Origin of the sequence: Ramlibacter sp. AN1015 (assembly GCF_037726105.1) — a bacterium.
Taxonomy (GTDB): domain Bacteria; phylum Pseudomonadota; class Gammaproteobacteria; order Burkholderiales; family Burkholderiaceae_C; genus Ramlibacter.
In genome coordinates this window covers 254,703-270,379 of sequence record NZ_JBBJUM010000001.1, presented here as the reverse complement: position 1 = coordinate 270,379, position 15,677 = coordinate 254,703, and the positions used below count along the sequence as shown (strand labels likewise).

The window sequence follows — 15,677 nt, the reverse complement described above, 5'->3', positions numbered from 1 at the left end:
CCCGGGCGGTCCGGGCGGCGGAGCGCGCCAGGGAGCTTGTATGACGCGTGCCTTTTCGCGCTGGGCCGGCCTGCTCGTGCTGGCCTCCGCCGCCTTCGTGTCCGGCTGTGCCACCGGCTACCGGGTCGATGCGGCCGTGCAGTCCTATTCGGCGCTGCAAGGCCTGCCTGCCAGCCCCACCTACCGATTCGAGTGGCTGCCTTCGCAGCGCGGCCCCGAACAGGCGCAGCTCGCGGCCCTGGCCGACCAGGCGCTGTTCCAGGCCGGCCTGCGCCGCGACGACGCTTCGCCGCGCTTCGCGGTGCAGGTCGATGTGAGCGGCCAGCGCATCCTGTCTCCCTGGGCCGATCCGTGGTACGGGGGCTGGGGCGGCTGGGGCGGGGGCTGGGGTCTGGGTGTCGGCGCCAACCGCGGCATCGGCATCGGCCTGGGCTTCGGTGCGCCCTTCTTCCCGCGCCCCGAGCCGCCCTGGTACCACCGCGAGGTGCGCGTGCTGGTGCGCGACCTGAGCGCCAACCAGGTGGTATACGAGAGCCGCGCCGTCAACGAGGGGCCCTGGGCCGATTCGGGCGCGGTGCTCTCGGCGATGTTCCAGGCGGCGATGCAGGGCTTTCCCAATCCTCCGCAGGGCGTGCGCCGGGTCGATGTGCAGATCGGGCAAGCGCGCTGAGCTCGCGCTCGGCGCGCTACGGCGGCCTGCCTAGAATGCCGCATGGAAGCGACCCGCATCATTGCCGTTCGCCACGGCGAGACTGCCTGGAACGTGGACACACGCATCCAGGGGCAGCTCGACATCGGCCTGAATCCCCGAGGGCAGTGGCAGGCGCGCCAGCTGGCGCGTGCGCTCGCGGGCGAACGCGTCGGCGGCATCTACAGCAGCGACCTGCTGCGGGCGCGGCACACGGCCGACGCCATCGCGGCGCGCAGCGGCGTTCCGGTGGTGGCCGAACCCGGACTGCGCGAGCGCCACTTCGGCGCGTTCGAGGGGCGCACCTTCGTGGAAGTGGAGCAGGCCTGGCCCGACCAGGCGCGCCAGTGGCGCACGCGGGTGCCCGATTGGGCGCCTCCCGACGGCGGGGAATCGCTGCTGGCAGTGCGCGCCCGCGTGCAGCAGACGGTGGATCGCCTCGCGGCGCGGCATGCCGGCGAGCTCATCGTGCTGGTCGCACACGGCGGTGTGCTGGACGCCCTGTACCGCCTCGCGACACGGCAGCCGGTCGAGGCGCCGCGCACCTGGGAGCTGATGAACGCCGCGATCAACCGCCTGCTCTGGTCGCGGGACGGGCTCAGCGTGGTGGGCTGGTCCGACACCCTGCATCTCGAGGACACGGCGGCGATCGATGAAGACGTTGCATGATCGCCTGAAGACCACCCTCGGCAGCGGCGTCGATGCGATCGACACGCCGGCCCTGGTGGTGGACCTCGACGCCATGCAGCGCAACCTCAATCGCATGGCGGAGTTCGCGCGCAAGCACGGCGTGCGCTGGCGTCCGCACGCCAAGATGCACAAGAGCTCGGTGCTGGCGCGCCTGCAGGTGCAGGCCGGCGCCTGCGGTGTGTGCGTGCAGAAGACCGCCGAGGCCGAAGCCCTGGCTGCCGGGGGCGTGCAGGACATCTACATCAGCAACGAGGTGATCGCACCGGCCAAGCTCGCCCGAGTGGCCGCGCTGGCGCACCAGCTCGCCGCCGTCGGAGGTCAGCTGGCGATCGCCGTGGACAGCGAAGAAGGCGTGCGGCGGCTTGCCGAGGCCATGAACGCGCAGCGTGCCGCCGGAGCGGCTGCCGCGGTGATCGATGTGTTCGTAGAAATCGACGTGGGGCAGGGTCGCTGTGGGGTGCCGCCGGGCACGCCCGCGGTGGCGCTGGTGCACGCGATCCGCCGCCACGCAGCGCTGCGCTTCGCGGGGCTGCAGGCCTACCACGGGCGGGCCCAGCACCTGCGCGGCGCGCGCGAGCGCCGCGATGCCGTCGCCGCCGTGGTGCGGGCCGTGCAGGCAAGCTGCGCGGCGATCGAAGCCGAGGGGGTGACCGTGCCGCTGGTGACCGGTGCGGGCACCGGAACGCTGGTGTGCGAGGCGGCCAGCGGCGTGTTCGGCGAACTGCAGCCGGGCTCGTTCCTGTTCATGGACGTGGACTACGCACGCAACGAGCGCGACGCGGCCCAGCCGGCGTTCGAGCATGCACTGTTCGTGCGCACCCAGGTGATCAGCGTGTCCGCGGACCACGCGGTCTGCGATGCCGGGCACAAGAGCCACGCGATCGACTCGGGGCTGCCCCTGGTCCATGCCGTCGGCGGCGAACCGGCATCGCTCGAATTCGCCAACGGCGGCGACGAGCACGGCCTGCTGCGCGGCGCGCGCCTGCCTGCACTCGGCGACTGCCTGTGGCTGGTGCCAGGGCACTGCGACCCGACGGTCAACCTGCACGACCACCTGATCGGTGTGGCGGGTGGCCTGGCGAAGGGGCGCATCCAGCGCATCATCCGCGTCGATGCGCGCGGTGCGCTGGGCTGATCCTGATCGCGGCTACGACCGGGCTGTCGGGCCGGACGGCGTCAGTCGATGTGGTCGAGCGTGTCGGGATCGGGCACTTCGCCGGTCGCCTGGCGGGTGCTCTGGCTCTCGGCCGTGAGCCACTCCTTGAACGCCACGATCTCTGGCCGCTGCACGCCGCGCGGCCCGAGGATCAGCCAATAGGCCATGGGCGAGTCCATGCGGAAGCCGGGCAGCGGCTCGACCAGGTCTCCGCTCGCCAGGCTCTCGGCAACCATCGGTGATCGCGCCAGCACAACGCCCTGGCCGGTGAGCGCCGCCTGCACCATCTGGTAGGCGTAGTTGAAGTAGAGCCAGCGCTTGGGCTGCAGCCGGCCGAGCTGCTGCTCGTCGAACCAGCGCCGCCACGTGAGCCACTGCAGGTGCGTGCGGTGCGCGTCGCCGGCCTCGATCAGCGTGTGCTGCGCCAGGTCGGCCGGTGCCTCCAGAGGTGGCCCGCTCTTGAGCAGCCAGGGGCTCGCCACCGGCATCAGCTGCTCGCCGAACAGACGCTGCGACTGCGGCGGCATGTTGGCCGCGGGTCCGTAGCGCAGGGCGAGATCGACGTCGGCGATGTCCAGGTCGAGCGAGGCGTCGCTCGCGTCGATGCGGATGTCGATGTCCGGGTGCGCGCGCTGGAACTGTTCGAGCCGCGGGATCAGCCACATCGAGGCGAAGGAGGCGAAGGTGGTGAGCGAGACGCTCTTGCGGCCCGCGCTCTGGCGGATCTGGCGCACCGCGCCGTCGATGCGGGGCAGGCTTTGCGAGACCGCCAGCAGCAGCTGCGCGCCGGCGCTGGTCAGCTCCACGGCGCGCGTGTGGCGCAGGAACAGCCCCACCCCCACTTCTTCCTCCAAGGCCTGGATCTGCCGGCTCACGGCCGACTGCGTCAGGGCCATCTCCTCGGCGGCGGCGCGGAAGTTGAGGTGGCGCGCGACGGCTTCGAAGGCCCGCAGGTGGCCGGCGGAAATGGGCCGGGTGCGCAGGTGGGTGTGGGAGTGCTGCATGCGTGGATTGATGCCGTGCGGGAATGAATAGCCTAGCTGCAAATCATTGGACTGCCAACCCAGGCGCGCCGATCATGCAGTGCCAAGCATCCTCTCAGGAGAGCGCCATGCACGCCCAAAAACCTCCCTTCACGCATCAATCGAGCGACTGTGCCGGCGCCTGGAAGCTGGCCGCGCGCGACGCCGTGAGCCTGCGTCCGCGCGAGGCCAGCCTGCTGCGGGTGGTGCAGGGCCGCGTCTGGCTCACGATCGACACCGGCGGGGCGGCACCGGTCTGCGACCACGTGCTGGTCGCCGGCGAGGAGTTCCGCATTCCCGCCGGCAGCCACGCCGTCATGGAGGCCTGGAAGGCGCAGCCGGTGTGCTTCGCATGGGAGCCCGTGCCCGAAGTGGCCGTCGCGCGGGCGGCACGCCGCGAGGCGGTGCTGCGGCCGCTGGCAGATCTGCGCCAGGCGGGTGCACTGGCCGGCGGCGCGCTCGTGCGCCTGGCCGCCGGCCTCGCTGCCTGGGGTTGGGCGGTCGTGGCCGGCCGCGATAATGGTGGGGCACTCCTGAGCAAGCGATGGCTCGCCCCCGATCACAGCAGCACGATGTCAAGCGCGACGAAATCCTGGACGTAGCCGCCCAGTGCTTCGCCGAGCGCAGCTACCCGGCCGCCAGCATGAACGACATCGCGGCGGCGTGCGGTGCGTCCAAGGCGCGGCTCTATCACTACTACGAGAGCAAGGAGGCGATCCTGTTCGACCTGCTCGACCGCTACACCCAGCGCCTGCTGTCGCTGATCGGACAGGCCGAGGCCACGTCCCAGCGGCGCGATCTCGACGAGCGCGCCGCATTGCACGAGCTGGTGCGCGCCTTTCTCGTCGAGTACGAGACCTCGGCCACGCGTCATGTGGCCTTGCTGCACGACACCAAGTTCCTCGGAGATACGCAGCGCCAGCAGATCCTGGATCGCCAGCGCGACGTGGTCGCGGCGGTCACGCGCTTCCTGCGTCGCGCCTATCCGGGACACGTCACGCCGGCCAACCAGACGGCGCGCACCATGATGCTGTTCGGCATGATCAACTGGACCTTCACCTGGCTGCGACCGGGCGGACCCATGAGCTACGCCGCCTTCGCCGAGCAGGTGATCGGGGTGCTCGAACACGGAATGGCCGGACGCGGCGCGGACGACGGGGCAGTGCCCGGAGATCCGGCGCGGGCTTCCCAGTTCAACAATGCGTAACTGATTACGGTTAGGTAAAATCCGAGCCGACCTGCGCCGCCGGCGCACGACTTCCTGGAGACCCCATGTCCAAAGCCTTTGCCAGCCAAGCCGACCTGGCCGACAAGCAGATCACCTTCGAGCAACTCAGCCCGCACTGCTGGGCCTACACGGCCGAAGGCGACCCCAATTCGGGCGTGATCATCGGCGAAAAGTTCATCATGGTCAGCGACGCCACCGCCACCCCCGCGATGGCCCGCGACCTGATCGCCCGTATCCGCGAGGTGAGCGACAAGCCCATCAAGTACGTGCTGCTGACGCACTACCACGCGGTGCGCGTGCTGGGCGCAAGTGCCTTCTTCGCCGAAGGTGCGACCGAAGTCATCGCCAGCCAGGGCACGGCGGAGTTGATCGCGGAGCGCGGCAAGGAAGACATGCAATCCGAGATGGACCGCTTCCCGCGCCTGTTCCGCAATGCCGAGAGCGTGCCGGGCCTGACCTGGCCCACCATGGTGATCGGCGGCGGCGACCCCAATGTCGGCGAGGTCCCGGGCAAGCTCACGGTCGATCTGGGCGGCGTGAAGGTGCAGATCTGGCACCCCGGCAACGGCCACACCCGCGGCGACACCATCGCCTGGGTCGAGGAAGAGAAGGTTCTGTTCAGCGGCGACCTGGTCGAGTACAACGCCGGCGTCTACACCGGCGATGCGCACCTTGCCGAATGGCCTGCCACCCTCGAAGCGCTGCGCAGCCTCCAGGCCGAGGCGCTGGTGCCGGGCCGCGGTGAGGCGCTCAAGGGCGCCGAGCAGGTGAACAAGGCGCTGGACTACACCAAGCGCTGGGTCGAGACCCTCTATCGCTGCGCCTGCGAGGCGGCCCAGGCCAACATGGACCTGAAGGCGGCGATGGAGCACACCCGCAAGAGCATGGACCCGGTGTTCGGCCACGTCTTCATCTACGAGCACTGCCTGCCCTTCGACGTGAGCCGGGCCTACGACGAAGCGCGTGGCATCAAGACGCCACGCGTCTGGACGGCCGAGCGCGACAAGGAGATGTGGGAGTCGCTGCAGGCCTGAGGCCTTCGCGAATCATCCAGGCCGCTGCGGCTGGCGCATGGCGTGCCGGGCGCCAGTCGCCTCAGGCTGGCAAGGGCGCCGCCGGGTGGCGCGCCGCCGCCAGTGCAGCGAGCGCCAGCAGCGACAGCAGCAGCGCAAGCCCCGGGGCGCCGCTCCACTGCAAGGCGGCGCCGCTGGCGAGCGGTCCGATCGTGCCGCCCAGGGTGTAGCCGGTGATGATCGCCGCCGCGCCGCCGGCGGTGGCGCGCCCCTCGAAGGCGTGCGCCACCTGCACCATGGTGATCGTGTAGAGCGCGCCGCCCACGCCGCCCCAGATCAGTCCGCAGACCCAGAGCAGCGCGGGCACGCGGTCGGCCATGGCGAAGCACAGGCTGGTGGCGAGCAGCAGCAGCCCCGCCGCCCGGAACACCGCGCCCGGACGGAAGCGGTCGGCGGCCAGTCCCGCCGGGTACTGGCACAGGAAGCTGCCGGTGCCGATCGCCCCGGCCACGCTGGCCGCGGCGCTGAGGCCAAGTCCGCTGGCCGAGGCATATGCCGCGCTGATCGAACTCAGGCCCGCTTCGAACGTCCCACCGATGAACGCCAGCACCACCAGTCCGGGCACGGCCCGCAGGGCCGACCAGGTGCCGGCCTGGCCCGGTGGTGGCTCGTGCAGGTGGTGGTCCGGGATGGTGAGCGCCGTCATCCAGCACAGCGTCACCAGAACCGTCGCAGCGACCAGCAGCGGGCGGGCCGGCCAGCCCAGCAGCCCCGGAACGAACGGCCCGAGAGCGAAGGCCGCGCCCATGCAGGTCTGGTAGAGGCCCATTACCTGTCCACGCCGCTGGGGCGGGGCCTCGCGCGCAAGCAGCGCTTCGGTGGCGTTCCACAGGCCTGCCACGCCGATGCCGCCCACCATCGCCGCGGCGGTCCAGGTCCACAGTCCCGAGCCGGCCACATAGCCCAGCGCCGCCAGAACCTGCAGCACGCTGCCCCAGCGATAGACGCGCAGCACGCCCCATCGCGCGAGCAGGCGTGGCATCACCGGGATCAGCAGCACCACCATGAGGAAAGGCACCATGGCGAACGCGCCCACGGTGCTGGTCGCATGGCCGGCGCGCTGCAGCAGCACGGCGAGCAGCGGCGCCGTCATGCCATAGGCCAGCACCATGAGCGCGGTGCCGATTGCCAGCCGCCACACGATGGCCATCTGGGAGGGCGCGCGCATCAGGACTGGTCCACCAGGGTGTGCAGATCGCGCTGCCAGCCGCGCAGGCGTTCGGCCGCGCGTGCGCGCTGCTCGGCGCTCGCCGCGTTGTGCAGCTGCGCGAACGTCGCGCAGTGCTCCTGCTGCAGCGCCTGCTGGTAGCCGCGCCACTGGGCATCGGGCGAGTGCTCCAGGCGGTCGAGCCACGCGCGCACCAGCGCCTGCGCCTGCGCGGGCGCGAGGCCCGGTGCGCGCAGCTGCCGCAGCGTCTCGAGGGTGTCGGTCTGGCGTCGCGCACGCTCGGCGACGATGCGCTCGCCGTCGAAACGGGAGCTTGCAATGCGTTCGCGCAACACGCGGCGCTGCGCCGGCTCGAGACGGCCGTACAACCGCTCGGCGTGCTCCTGGAACTGCTCGACGCGCTTGTCCTCGCGTGCGACCGGATCGATACGGACCCACGTGCGACGGAACTCGCGCAGGTTGTGCTCCTGCCGGCGCGCGAGGTGCGCCAGCTGTTGCTCGCCGAGCGTCGCGCCGGTGGCGGCCAGCAGCGGTTCTGCCTGGCGACGCAATGCGGCCAGCCGCAGCCGCACCTCATCGACCACGCTACAGGCCTGTGTCGGCGTGAGCTCGCCGGGCGCGAGTTGCTCCAGCCGCGCCAGGACGTCGATGAAACGGGGCAGCTCGGCGCTGCGGTGCCAGCGATGCAGCGCTGCGAGGTCTTCGCGCACGCGCGGGCGCTGCTCGTCGTTAAAGGCGAGCGAGCGGTCGAGCCACCAGTAGGCAAGTTCCGGCAGGGTGTTGTAGCCCAGCTTCAAGGCACTGCAGCCCGACAGCATCAGACAGGCGATCAGCAGGCCGATAATGCGCCGGCCGAAGACGAATGCAGTGGTCATGAACGAAGGAAGTAACGGAATGTCAGCAGTTGACGTGGTGGTCATGGCCGCCGGCAAGGGCACGCGGATGAAGAGCCGCGTGCCCAAAGTGTTGCATCGATTGGCCGGCCGTGGGCTGCTCGAGCACGTGCTCGACTGCGCCGCGGGGTTGCAGCCGCGGCGCGTGGTGGTAGTCACCGGTCACGGCGCCCAGCAGGTCGAGGCGGCGGCACGCGCGGCCGCACAGGTCGTGGGCATCGGCCAGTGCGACGCGGTGCTGCAGGAGCCGCAGCTGGGCACCGGACATGCCGTGCAGCAGGCGACTCCGCTGCTGGAAGACGACGGCATCTGCCTGGTGCTCAACGGCGATGTGCCGCTGATCAAGCCCGACACCCTGCGCGAGCTGGTGCAGGCCTGCGGCGGCGAGCGGCTGGCGTTGCTGACGGTGGAGCTGCCCGATCCGGCCGGCTACGGACGCATCGTGCGCCAGGGCAACGCGGTGCAGGCCATCGTCGAGCACAAGGACGCCACCGAAGCGCAGCGCGCCATCGGCGAGGTCTACACCGGCTTCATGGCCGCGCCGACCCGGCTGCTGCGTGGCTGGCTGGGGCGGCTGACCAACGACAACGCGCAGCGCGAGTACTACCTGACCGACGTGGTGCGCCACGCCGTGGAAGACGGCCAGGCGGTCGCCGCGGTGCGCGCATCGGACGCGCTGCAGGTCGAGGGTGTCAACAGCCCGCACCAGCTCGCCCAGCTCGAGCGCGCCTTGCAGCGCCGCATCGCGCAGCGCCTCATGGACGACGGCGTGCGGCTGGCAGATCCGGACCGCATCGACGTGCGGGGCACGCTCGCCTGCGAGGGTGACGTGGAGATCGATGTGGGTTGCGTCTTCGAGGGCGGCGTGTCGCTGGGCGAGGGCGTGCGCATCGGCGCGCACTGCGTCATCGCCAACGCGCGCATCGCGGCCGGCGCGCTGATCCAGCCGTTCACGCACATCCAGGGCGAGCGCGCCGGTGTCGAGATCGGCCCCGGCGCCGAGATCGGGCCGTTCGCGCGGCTGCGCCCCGGCGCGCGACTGGGCGAGGCGGTGCACATCGGCAACTTCGTCGAAGTGAAGAACAGCACCATGGCGCGCGGCGCCAAGGCGAACCACCTGGCCTACCTCGGCGATGCGGTCGTGGGCGAGCGGGTCAACTACGGCGCCGGCTCGATCACCGCCAACTACGACGGTGCCAACAAGCACCGCACCGTGATCGAAGACGACGTGCACGTGGGCAGCAACTGCGTGCTCGTCGCGCCGGTGACGCTCGGCCGCGGCGGCACCGTGGGTGGCGGCTCCACCATCACCAAGGACACGCCGGAAGGTGCGCTCTCGGTCGCTCGCGGCAAGCAGGTCAGCATCGCCGGCTGGAAGCGTCCGCAGAAGCAGGCAAAGCCGCAGTAGGGTCAAGCCTGCGCGCGGTTGGGTAGGTGGTCAGGTGCGCACGTAGGCGAGCGCACAGGCGTCGAAGCCGCGCAGCGCACGCGAACCCTTCCGCCGAGCGCCTGCGCCTCAGGTGCGCCGCAGCGCGATGCGCGGCTCGAACTTCGCGCGCTTGATCGCGAAAAAGGCCTTGACGTTGCGCACGTTGGCGTCCGCGGTCAGCAGCCGCTGCTGCAGCGCCAGGTATTCGGGCATATCGGCGGCGCGCACGTGCAGGATGAAGTCGGGGCCGGGCGAGACGCGGTAGCACTGCTGCACCTGCACGTCGGCCACCACCCGCTGCTCGAACGCGTCCAGCGCCTCGGCGCCTTGCCGCTCCAGCGTCACCTCAAGGATGGCCTCCAGCCCGTGCCCGAGCAGCGGTGCCAGTCGCTGCGGCGCGAGGATGGCCACCTGCCGCTCGATCAGCCCGGCCTGCCACAGCCGCTTGACGCGCCGCAGGCAGGTCGGCGGCGAGACGTGCACGCACTCGGCCAGCGCCAGATTGCTCAGGCTGGCGTCCTGCTGCAGCAGCTCGAGCAGGTGCATGTCGATATCGTCTAGAAACGATCGGTCTTCTGTTTGGCTCATTGCGCAACTTAATTTCACATGCCTGTTTCGGCGGCATTTTATTTCTCCTTAGGTTGAATTTAGAACATAAATTTCTCTACTAGGCTCCTACAGTGGCGCACCTCAGGTTTCGGAGCATTTGCCATGTGTGGAATCGTCGCCTCGGTCTCGGACCGCAACATCGTCCCGATCCTCGTGCAGGGCCTGCAGCGCCTCGAATACCGCGGCTACGACTCCTGCGGCGTTGCCGTCTATGACGGCGGGCTGCGCCGGGCCCGCAGCACGGCCCGCGTGGCGGAACTGCTGCAGCAGGTGGCGGCCGAGCAGATCGAAGGCACGACCGGCATCGCCCACACGCGCTGGGCGACCCACGGTGCACCGGCGGTCCACAACGCCCATCCGCACTTCAGCCACGGCAGCGGCGACGAAGCGGCCGGGCGGCCGGGGCGCATCGCGCTGGTGCACAACGGCATCATCGAGAACCACGACGAGCTGCGTGCGCGCCTGCAGGCCCGCGGCTACGTATTCGCCAGCCAGACGGACACCGAGGTGATCGCGCACCTCATCGACAGCCTCTACGAGGGCGACCTGTTCGAAGCGGTGCAGTCCGCCGTGGCCCGCCTGCACGGCGCGTTCGCGATCGCGGTGTTCTGCAAGGACGAGCCGCACCGCATCGTCGGAGCCCGCGCCGGATCGCCGCTGGTGCTGGGCGTCGGCCAGGACGGACGCGAGCACTTCCTGGCCAGCGACGCGATGGCGCTTGCCGGCGTTACCGACCAGATCGTGTATCTGGACGAGGGCGACATGGTCGATCTGCAGCTCGGGCGCTATTGGGTGCTCGACCGCCAGGGCCAGCGCGTCGAGCGGCCGGTGCGCACGGTGCAGGCGCACAGCGGCGCGGCCGAGCTCGGGCCCTACCGCCACTACATGCAAAAGGAGATCTTCGAGCAGCCGCGGGCCATTGCCGACACGCTGGACGGCATTCAGGCGGTGGTGCCCGAACTGTTCGAAGCCTCGGGCAACCACGCCCCCGGCGAGGGGGCGCACCGCGTCTTCGCGCAGGTGGATTCGGTCCTGATCCTGGCCTGCGGCACCAGCTACTACAGCGGCTGCACGGCCAAGTACTGGCTCGAGTCGATCGCGAAAATTCCCACCCAGGTCGAGATCGCGAGCGAGTACCGCTATCGCGATTCCGTGCCCAACCCCAACACGCTGGTGGTGACCATCACCCAGTCCGGCGAGACCGCCGACACGCTGGCCGCGCTGCGGCATGCCAAGTCGCTGGGCATGCGCCACACCCTCACCGTGTGCAACGTCTCCACCTCGGCGATGGTGCGCGAGACCTCGCTGGCCTACATCACCCGTGCGGGCGTGGAGATCGGCGTCGCATCCACCAAGGCTTTCACCACCCAACTCGCCGGCCTATTCCTGCTCACGCTGGCGCTGGCGCAGGCCAAGGGCCGCCTGAGCGAGACGCAGGAGGCCGAGCACCTCAAGGCCATGCGCCACCTGCCGGCGGCGCTCTCGGCGGTGCTGGCGCTCGAGCCGCAGATCATCAGCTGGGCCGACGATTTCGCGGGCAAGCAGAACGCGCTGTTCCTGGGGCGGGGCCTGCACTACCCGATCGCGCTGGAGGGCGCGCTCAAGCTCAAGGAGATCACCTACATCCATGCCGAGGCGTATGCCGCCGGCGAGCTCAAGCACGGGCCGCTCGCCCTGGTGACCGGCGAGATGCCGGTGGTCACCGTCGCGCCGAACGACGCCTTGCTGGAAAAGCTCAAGAGCAACATGCAGGAAGTGCGGGCCCGTGGCGGCGTGCTGTACGTGCTGGCCGACGCCGACTCGCGCATCGAACGCCAGGAGGGCATCCACGTGATCCGCATGCCCGAGCACTACGGAGCGCTCAGCCCGCTGCTGCACGTCGTGCCGCTGCAGCTGCTCGCCTACCACACGGCCGTCGCGCGCGGCACCGACGTGGACAAGCCGCGCAACCTGGCCAAGAGCGTGACGGTGGAGTGAAGGGGGAAGCGCCCCGCCTCCTCACCCCAGCTCGTAGCTGGTGCTCCGACCGCCCGCTTCCGACTTGCGCAGCATCCCCCAGGCGATGAGCTGGTTGATATCGCGCAGCGCTGTGTCCGGCGAGCACTTGGCGATCGCACCCCACTTGGTGGCGGTGAGCTTTCCGTCGAAGCCGTCCAGGAGGCGCAGCAAAAGCTTCTTCTGGCGCTCGTTCGGCGCCGCCTCCGGAAAGCGCTGCCAGAACCGGCCCTTGGCCAGCACCGCGTCCACCGTGTCGTTCGCCTTCGCGACGGCGCGTCCGACGCAGTCGATGAACCACAGCACCCACTCGGTCACGTCCAGATCACCCTTCTGCGTGCGCTCGAGGATCTCGTAGTAGGCCTCGCGTTCGCGCTGGATCTGCGCGGAGACGCTATAGAAGCGCTGCGAAGTCTTGTCGGCGCGCGCGAGCACCAGGTCGCCGACGGCACGAGCGATGCGGCCGTTGCCGTCCTCGAATGGGTGCACGGTGACGAACCAGAGGTGGGCCAGCGCCGACTTGAGCAGGGCGGGGCTCGCGTCTTCGGCCACCCAGCGCAGGAACGTGGTCATCTCCTGCGTGATGCCTGCGGCTTCAGGCGCTTCGAAGTGCACGGTGCGCTTGTCCTGCGGCCCGGAGACCACCTGCATCGGCCCGCTCGATCCGTCGCGCCACTGAGCCACCAGGATCCTGGTGAAGCCCGAATAGCCGGTGGGAAAGAGCGCCGCGTGCCAGCCCCAGAGGCGCTGCGGCGTCAGAGGCTCCTCGCTTCGTTCCGTGGCGTCCAGCACCATGGCCACGACGCCTTCGACGTGCCGGTCCGCCGGCGTCAGGCCGGCGATCTGCACGCCCAGGCGCCTGGCCAGGGACGAACGCACCGCTTGCAGGTCCAGCATCTCCCCTTCGATGGCGCTGGTCTTCACCACGTCCTCCGCCAGGGCCTCGAGACTGGCCGCGCTGCGCAGCGTCATTCCGACGTCGGCGAGCCGACCGAGCAGGCTCCCCTGCGCCCGCGACACCTCCGCCAGCGGCCCAGAGACCGCAGCGGCGTCGTAGCGCCATTGGGGCCAATCCGGGCGCTGCCAGACATAGAGAGGTGCTTCGCCGCGTTCCATGCGGAGATTATGGAGTGCAATCTCCGCAGGGCCGCTAATCACCGCATCCATTGCGGTGATTAGCGCTCCAATCTCCGCACCGGAGCTCGACGGCTCCCCAGCCGCAAGAAGAGCGGCTGCGGAGCACCGCGGCCGGAGCGTGCGGCCCCGCAATCTCCGCACGAAACGCGGCGATTCGCCCCTGTATGGTTCGGCAGTGTCCGGAGAGGGGCAAGGCAGTCAATCTCCGCACGAAGGCTCGACGGCTGAGGCGCAAGAAAAGTTGCTGCGCAGAGCCGCTGCGGCTGCCGGAACGCTGGCCTGGCGTTCGAGCAGCGATGACTTCCGGTCTGGCGTGCATAACCGCCGGGCCCGAGCAGAGGAGATCCCGCTGCAGATGCCCGCCGCCTCATCACCCCGTCAGCCACGGTCCCTTCCGCCATCAGCTCCTCGACGTCACCCGCGCCGCCACCCGGGCGATCGCGCCGCTGCGCGTGGCTTCGTCCGCTTCGCTTTCGGTGAGGTAGACCGCCACGATCAGCGGCGGCCGTGCGGGCGGCCAGAAGATGCCGACGTCGGCGGTGGTTCCTCGCGGCCCGGTGCCGGTCTTGCTGCCCATGTCCCAACCCGGGGGCAGGTTGGCGCGCAAGCGCTGGCCGTTGGTTCGCGTGGCCTGCATCCAGCGTGCGAGCTGGCGGCGGCTGGCCGGAGACAGGGCGTCGGCCACCAGGTGCGCGTGGAGCAGGTGCGCCATGGCGCGCACGGAGGTGGTGTCGCGCGGATCGCCGGGCCGTGATTCGTTGAGCGCCGGCTCCCAGCGGTCCAGCCGCGTGACCGCGTCTCCGCGCGCACGGACATAGCCGGTCAGCGCTTGCGGGCCGCCGAAGGTGGCCAGGATCAGGTTCGCGGCTGCGTTGTCGCTGACCGTGATGGTGGCCCGGCACAGCGCGTCCAGCGTCATGCCCTGCCCACCGACGTGCTGCGACGTGACGGGCGAGTGCGGCAGCAGCACGTCCTTGCCGACACGGATGCGCCGCTCCAGCGTCTCCAGCCCCTGGTCCACCCGGTGCAGCACGTACGCTGCCGCGAGCCATTTGAAGGTGCTGCACATGGGAAAGCGCTCGTCGAGGCGATGCCCGTCGAGTCGATGGTCGGCGTGCAGCGTGGCTACGCCCAGGCGACCGCCGGACTCGCGTTCGATTGCCGACCAGCTTTGGCTGCCGGCCTGCGCGCGAGCGGCGAAGGCTGCAAGGGGCGTGGTTGCCGCAAGGGCGGAGAAGGCCTGAAGGTTGAAGATGCGTCGTTGCATGAAGGCTGTGGGTGCCGGTGGAAAGTGCGTGACGGTAGTCGAGTGCCTCGCAACCCACAAACGCTGTTTTCCGTGGACAGACGCAAGAAAAATCCGGGGCATGAGCCTGCCCCTGCATGCACTGCATGCCTTTGAAGCGTCTGCGCGGCACCTGAGCTTCACGTGTGCCGGTCTGGAGTTGAACGTGACGCAGGCGGCGGTCTCCGCCCGGGTAAAGAACCTCGAGGCGCTCCTGCGCGTGCTGCTGTTCAGGCGGCTCGCGCGGTCTTGCATTGATGGACGAGCGGTGCCGGCCGCAGTGCGACCGCCGGAGACGGTCGCGGCGGTGCCTGCGCGGCTTACTCGGCCTTGGCGCCAGTCGCCTTGATCACGCGACCCCAGCGCGGGATCTCCGAGCGGATCCAGTTGCCGAACTGCTCGGGCGTGCTGGCGACGACCTCGAACTCCATGTCGCGCAGCCGGGCCTGGATGTCGGGCATCTGCAGAATCTTCACGAGTTCGCGGTTGTAGCGCTCCACGATCGGCTTGGGCGTCTCCGCCGTGGTGAGGAAACCGATCCACGAGGTGGCCTCGAAGTCCTTGAAGCCCAGTTCGGCCACCGTCGGGACGTCAGGCGTGCTGGGGAAGCGCTTGGTGCCACTGGAGGCGATCAGCTTGAGCCTTCCGTCCTTGGCGAACTGCTGGACGTTGCCGGGCACCATGAACGCGGCATGGACGTTGCCGGCCACCAGGTCGGTCAAAGCCGGAGCGGCGCCCTTGTAGGGGATGTGCGTGAGGTTGACGTTGGCTGCCGACTTCAGCATCTCCATGGTCAGGTGCGACGCGCTGCCGACGGCTACCGAGGCATACGAATACTTGTTCGGCTCGGCCTTCGCCTTGGCCAGCAGGTCCTGCAGGCTGGTGATGCCCGAGGCCGGGTTCACCACCAGGTACTGCGGCGACTTCACGGCCAGCGTGATCGGCTGCAGGTCCTTCAGCGGGTCGTACGGCATCTTGTCGAACAGGCTCACGTTGATCGCAAGCGGGCCGTTGTAGCCCACCAGCAGCGTGTGCCCGTCCGGCGGCGACTTGGCCACCAGGTCGGCGCCGATGTTGCCGCCGGCGCCCGGCTTGTTCTCGACCACCACCGGCTGTCCCAGCGCCTCCTGGAGCTTGGGTGCGACGAGCCGGGCCAGCACGTCGTTGGTGCTTCCGACGATGGGCACGATGATCCGGACGGGCTTGTTCGGAGCCCACTCCGGGGTCTGCGCGAAGGCGCCGCCGGCGAGGGCGGCTGCGGCGAGCGCCAGGACGGCGCGGCGGGGGATGCGGCTCATGGTTGT

Annotated in this window: 15 protein-coding genes and 1 pseudogene; 9 read left to right on the top strand and 7 right to left on the bottom strand. The window is 69.9% G+C overall.

The window, feature by feature from the left end:
- The first annotated feature begins 40 nt into the window (after window positions 1–40).
- The 3 genes from WG922_RS01325 to WG922_RS01315 are packed head-to-tail and all read left to right on the top strand — an operon-like array spanning window position 41 to window position 2,513.
- On the top strand, window positions 41–670 hold the full coding sequence (locus WG922_RS01325) for a DUF4136 domain-containing protein (protein WP_340280081.1): 630 nt from the start codon (window positions 41–43) through the stop codon (window positions 668–670).
- Between the two features lie 42 nt (window positions 671–712).
- Window positions 713–1,357, top strand: a complete 645-nt coding sequence (locus WG922_RS01320; protein WP_340280080.1) for a histidine phosphatase family protein — start codon at window positions 713–715, stop codon at window positions 1,355–1,357.
- Complete coding sequence (locus tag WG922_RS01315; protein WP_340280079.1) at window positions 1,341–2,513, top strand: DSD1 family PLP-dependent enzyme; 1,173 nt, start codon at window positions 1,341–1,343, stop codon at window positions 2,511–2,513. The genes WG922_RS01320 and WG922_RS01315 overlap by 17 nt, the downstream gene beginning before the upstream one ends.
- 41 nt (window positions 2,514–2,554) lie before the next feature.
- On the opposite strand, the gene WG922_RS01310 is transcribed toward WG922_RS01315, so the two are convergent.
- On the bottom strand, window positions 2,555–3,538 hold the full coding sequence (locus WG922_RS01310; RefSeq protein ID WP_340280077.1) for a LysR substrate-binding domain-containing protein: 984 nt from the start codon (window positions 3,536–3,538) through the stop codon (window positions 2,555–2,557).
- Between the two features lie 107 nt (window positions 3,539–3,645).
- Here WG922_RS01310 and WG922_RS01305 point away from each other — a divergent pair, with 107 nt between their 5' ends.
- The 3 genes from WG922_RS01305 to WG922_RS01295 all read left to right on the top strand — a co-directional run bounded on the left by WG922_RS01305 (window position 3,646) and on the right by WG922_RS01295 (window position 5,818).
- A complete protein-coding gene (locus WG922_RS01305) occupies window positions 3,646–4,158 on the top strand; it encodes a DUF2917 domain-containing protein (RefSeq protein ID WP_340280076.1) in 513 nt (170 codons plus the stop codon).
- Window positions 4,101–4,763, top strand: a complete 663-nt coding sequence (locus WG922_RS01300) for a TetR/AcrR family transcriptional regulator (RefSeq protein ID WP_340280074.1) — start codon at window positions 4,101–4,103, stop codon at window positions 4,761–4,763. The genes WG922_RS01305 and WG922_RS01300 overlap by 58 nt, the downstream gene beginning before the upstream one ends.
- Window positions 4,764–4,828: 65 nt before the next feature.
- Window positions 4,829–5,818 carry an MBL fold metallo-hydrolase gene (locus WG922_RS01295; RefSeq protein ID WP_340280072.1) on the top strand — a complete coding sequence of 330 codons (990 nt, stop codon included), beginning with the start codon at window positions 4,829–4,831 and terminating at the stop codon, window positions 5,816–5,818.
- Between the two features lie 61 nt (window positions 5,819–5,879).
- Here the strand turns inward: WG922_RS01295 and WG922_RS01290 are convergent, their stop codons facing one another.
- Together WG922_RS01290 and WG922_RS01285 are read right to left on the bottom strand one after the other, a co-directional pair.
- A complete protein-coding gene (locus WG922_RS01290) occupies window positions 5,880–7,025 on the bottom strand; it encodes an MFS transporter (protein WP_340280070.1) in 1,146 nt (381 codons plus the stop codon).
- The gene (locus WG922_RS01285) at window positions 7,025–7,900 is read right to left on the bottom strand and encodes a DUF6279 family lipoprotein (RefSeq protein ID WP_340280068.1); all 876 of its coding nucleotides are present in this window, start codon (window positions 7,898–7,900) and stop codon (window positions 7,025–7,027) included. Before WG922_RS01285 ends, WG922_RS01290 begins: the two co-directional genes overlap by 1 nt.
- A 19-nt stretch (window positions 7,901–7,919) precedes the next feature.
- Between WG922_RS01285 and glmU the strand changes: the two genes are divergently transcribed.
- Window positions 7,920–9,326: a bifunctional UDP-N-acetylglucosamine diphosphorylase/glucosamine-1-phosphate N-acetyltransferase GlmU gene (glmU, locus tag WG922_RS01280; RefSeq protein ID WP_340280066.1), complete on the top strand. Its 1,407-nt coding sequence runs from the start codon at window positions 7,920–7,922 to the stop codon at window positions 9,324–9,326.
- Between the two features lie 108 nt (window positions 9,327–9,434).
- On the opposite strand, the gene WG922_RS01275 is transcribed toward glmU, so the two are convergent.
- Window positions 9,435–9,935, bottom strand: coding sequence for an Lrp/AsnC family transcriptional regulator (locus WG922_RS01275; RefSeq protein ID WP_340280064.1), 501 nt, complete (start codon window positions 9,933–9,935; stop codon window positions 9,435–9,437).
- Window positions 9,936–10,058: 123 nt separating this feature from the next.
- Between WG922_RS01275 and glmS the strand changes: the two genes are divergently transcribed.
- A complete protein-coding gene (gene glmS / locus WG922_RS01270) occupies window positions 10,059–11,933 on the top strand; it encodes a glutamine--fructose-6-phosphate transaminase (isomerizing) (RefSeq protein ID WP_340280062.1) in 1,875 nt (624 codons plus the stop codon).
- Window positions 11,934–11,954: 21 nt separating this feature from the next.
- On the opposite strand, the gene WG922_RS01265 is transcribed toward glmS, so the two are convergent.
- Window positions 11,955–13,067, bottom strand: a complete 1,113-nt coding sequence (locus WG922_RS01265) for a Fic family protein (protein ID WP_340280061.1) — start codon at window positions 13,065–13,067, stop codon at window positions 11,955–11,957.
- A 421-nt stretch (window positions 13,068–13,488) separates the two neighbouring features.
- Window positions 13,489–14,355 (bottom strand): class A beta-lactamase, encoded by an 867-nt coding sequence (gene bla / locus WG922_RS01260; protein WP_340280059.1) that lies wholly within the window; start codon window positions 14,353–14,355, stop codon window positions 13,489–13,491.
- 100 nt (window positions 14,356–14,455) lie between these two features.
- Here bla and WG922_RS01255 point away from each other — a divergent pair.
- Window positions 14,456–14,639, top strand: a pseudogene (locus WG922_RS01255) (LysR family transcriptional regulator); the annotation flags it as partial.
- A gap of 54 nt (window positions 14,640–14,693) precedes the next feature.
- Here WG922_RS01255 and WG922_RS01250 read toward each other — a convergent pair.
- Window positions 14,694–15,671: a Bug family tripartite tricarboxylate transporter substrate binding protein gene (locus tag WG922_RS01250; protein WP_340280057.1), complete on the bottom strand. Its 978-nt coding sequence runs from the start codon at window positions 15,669–15,671 to the stop codon at window positions 14,694–14,696.
- Between the last annotated feature and the right edge of the window lie 6 nt (window positions 15,672–15,677).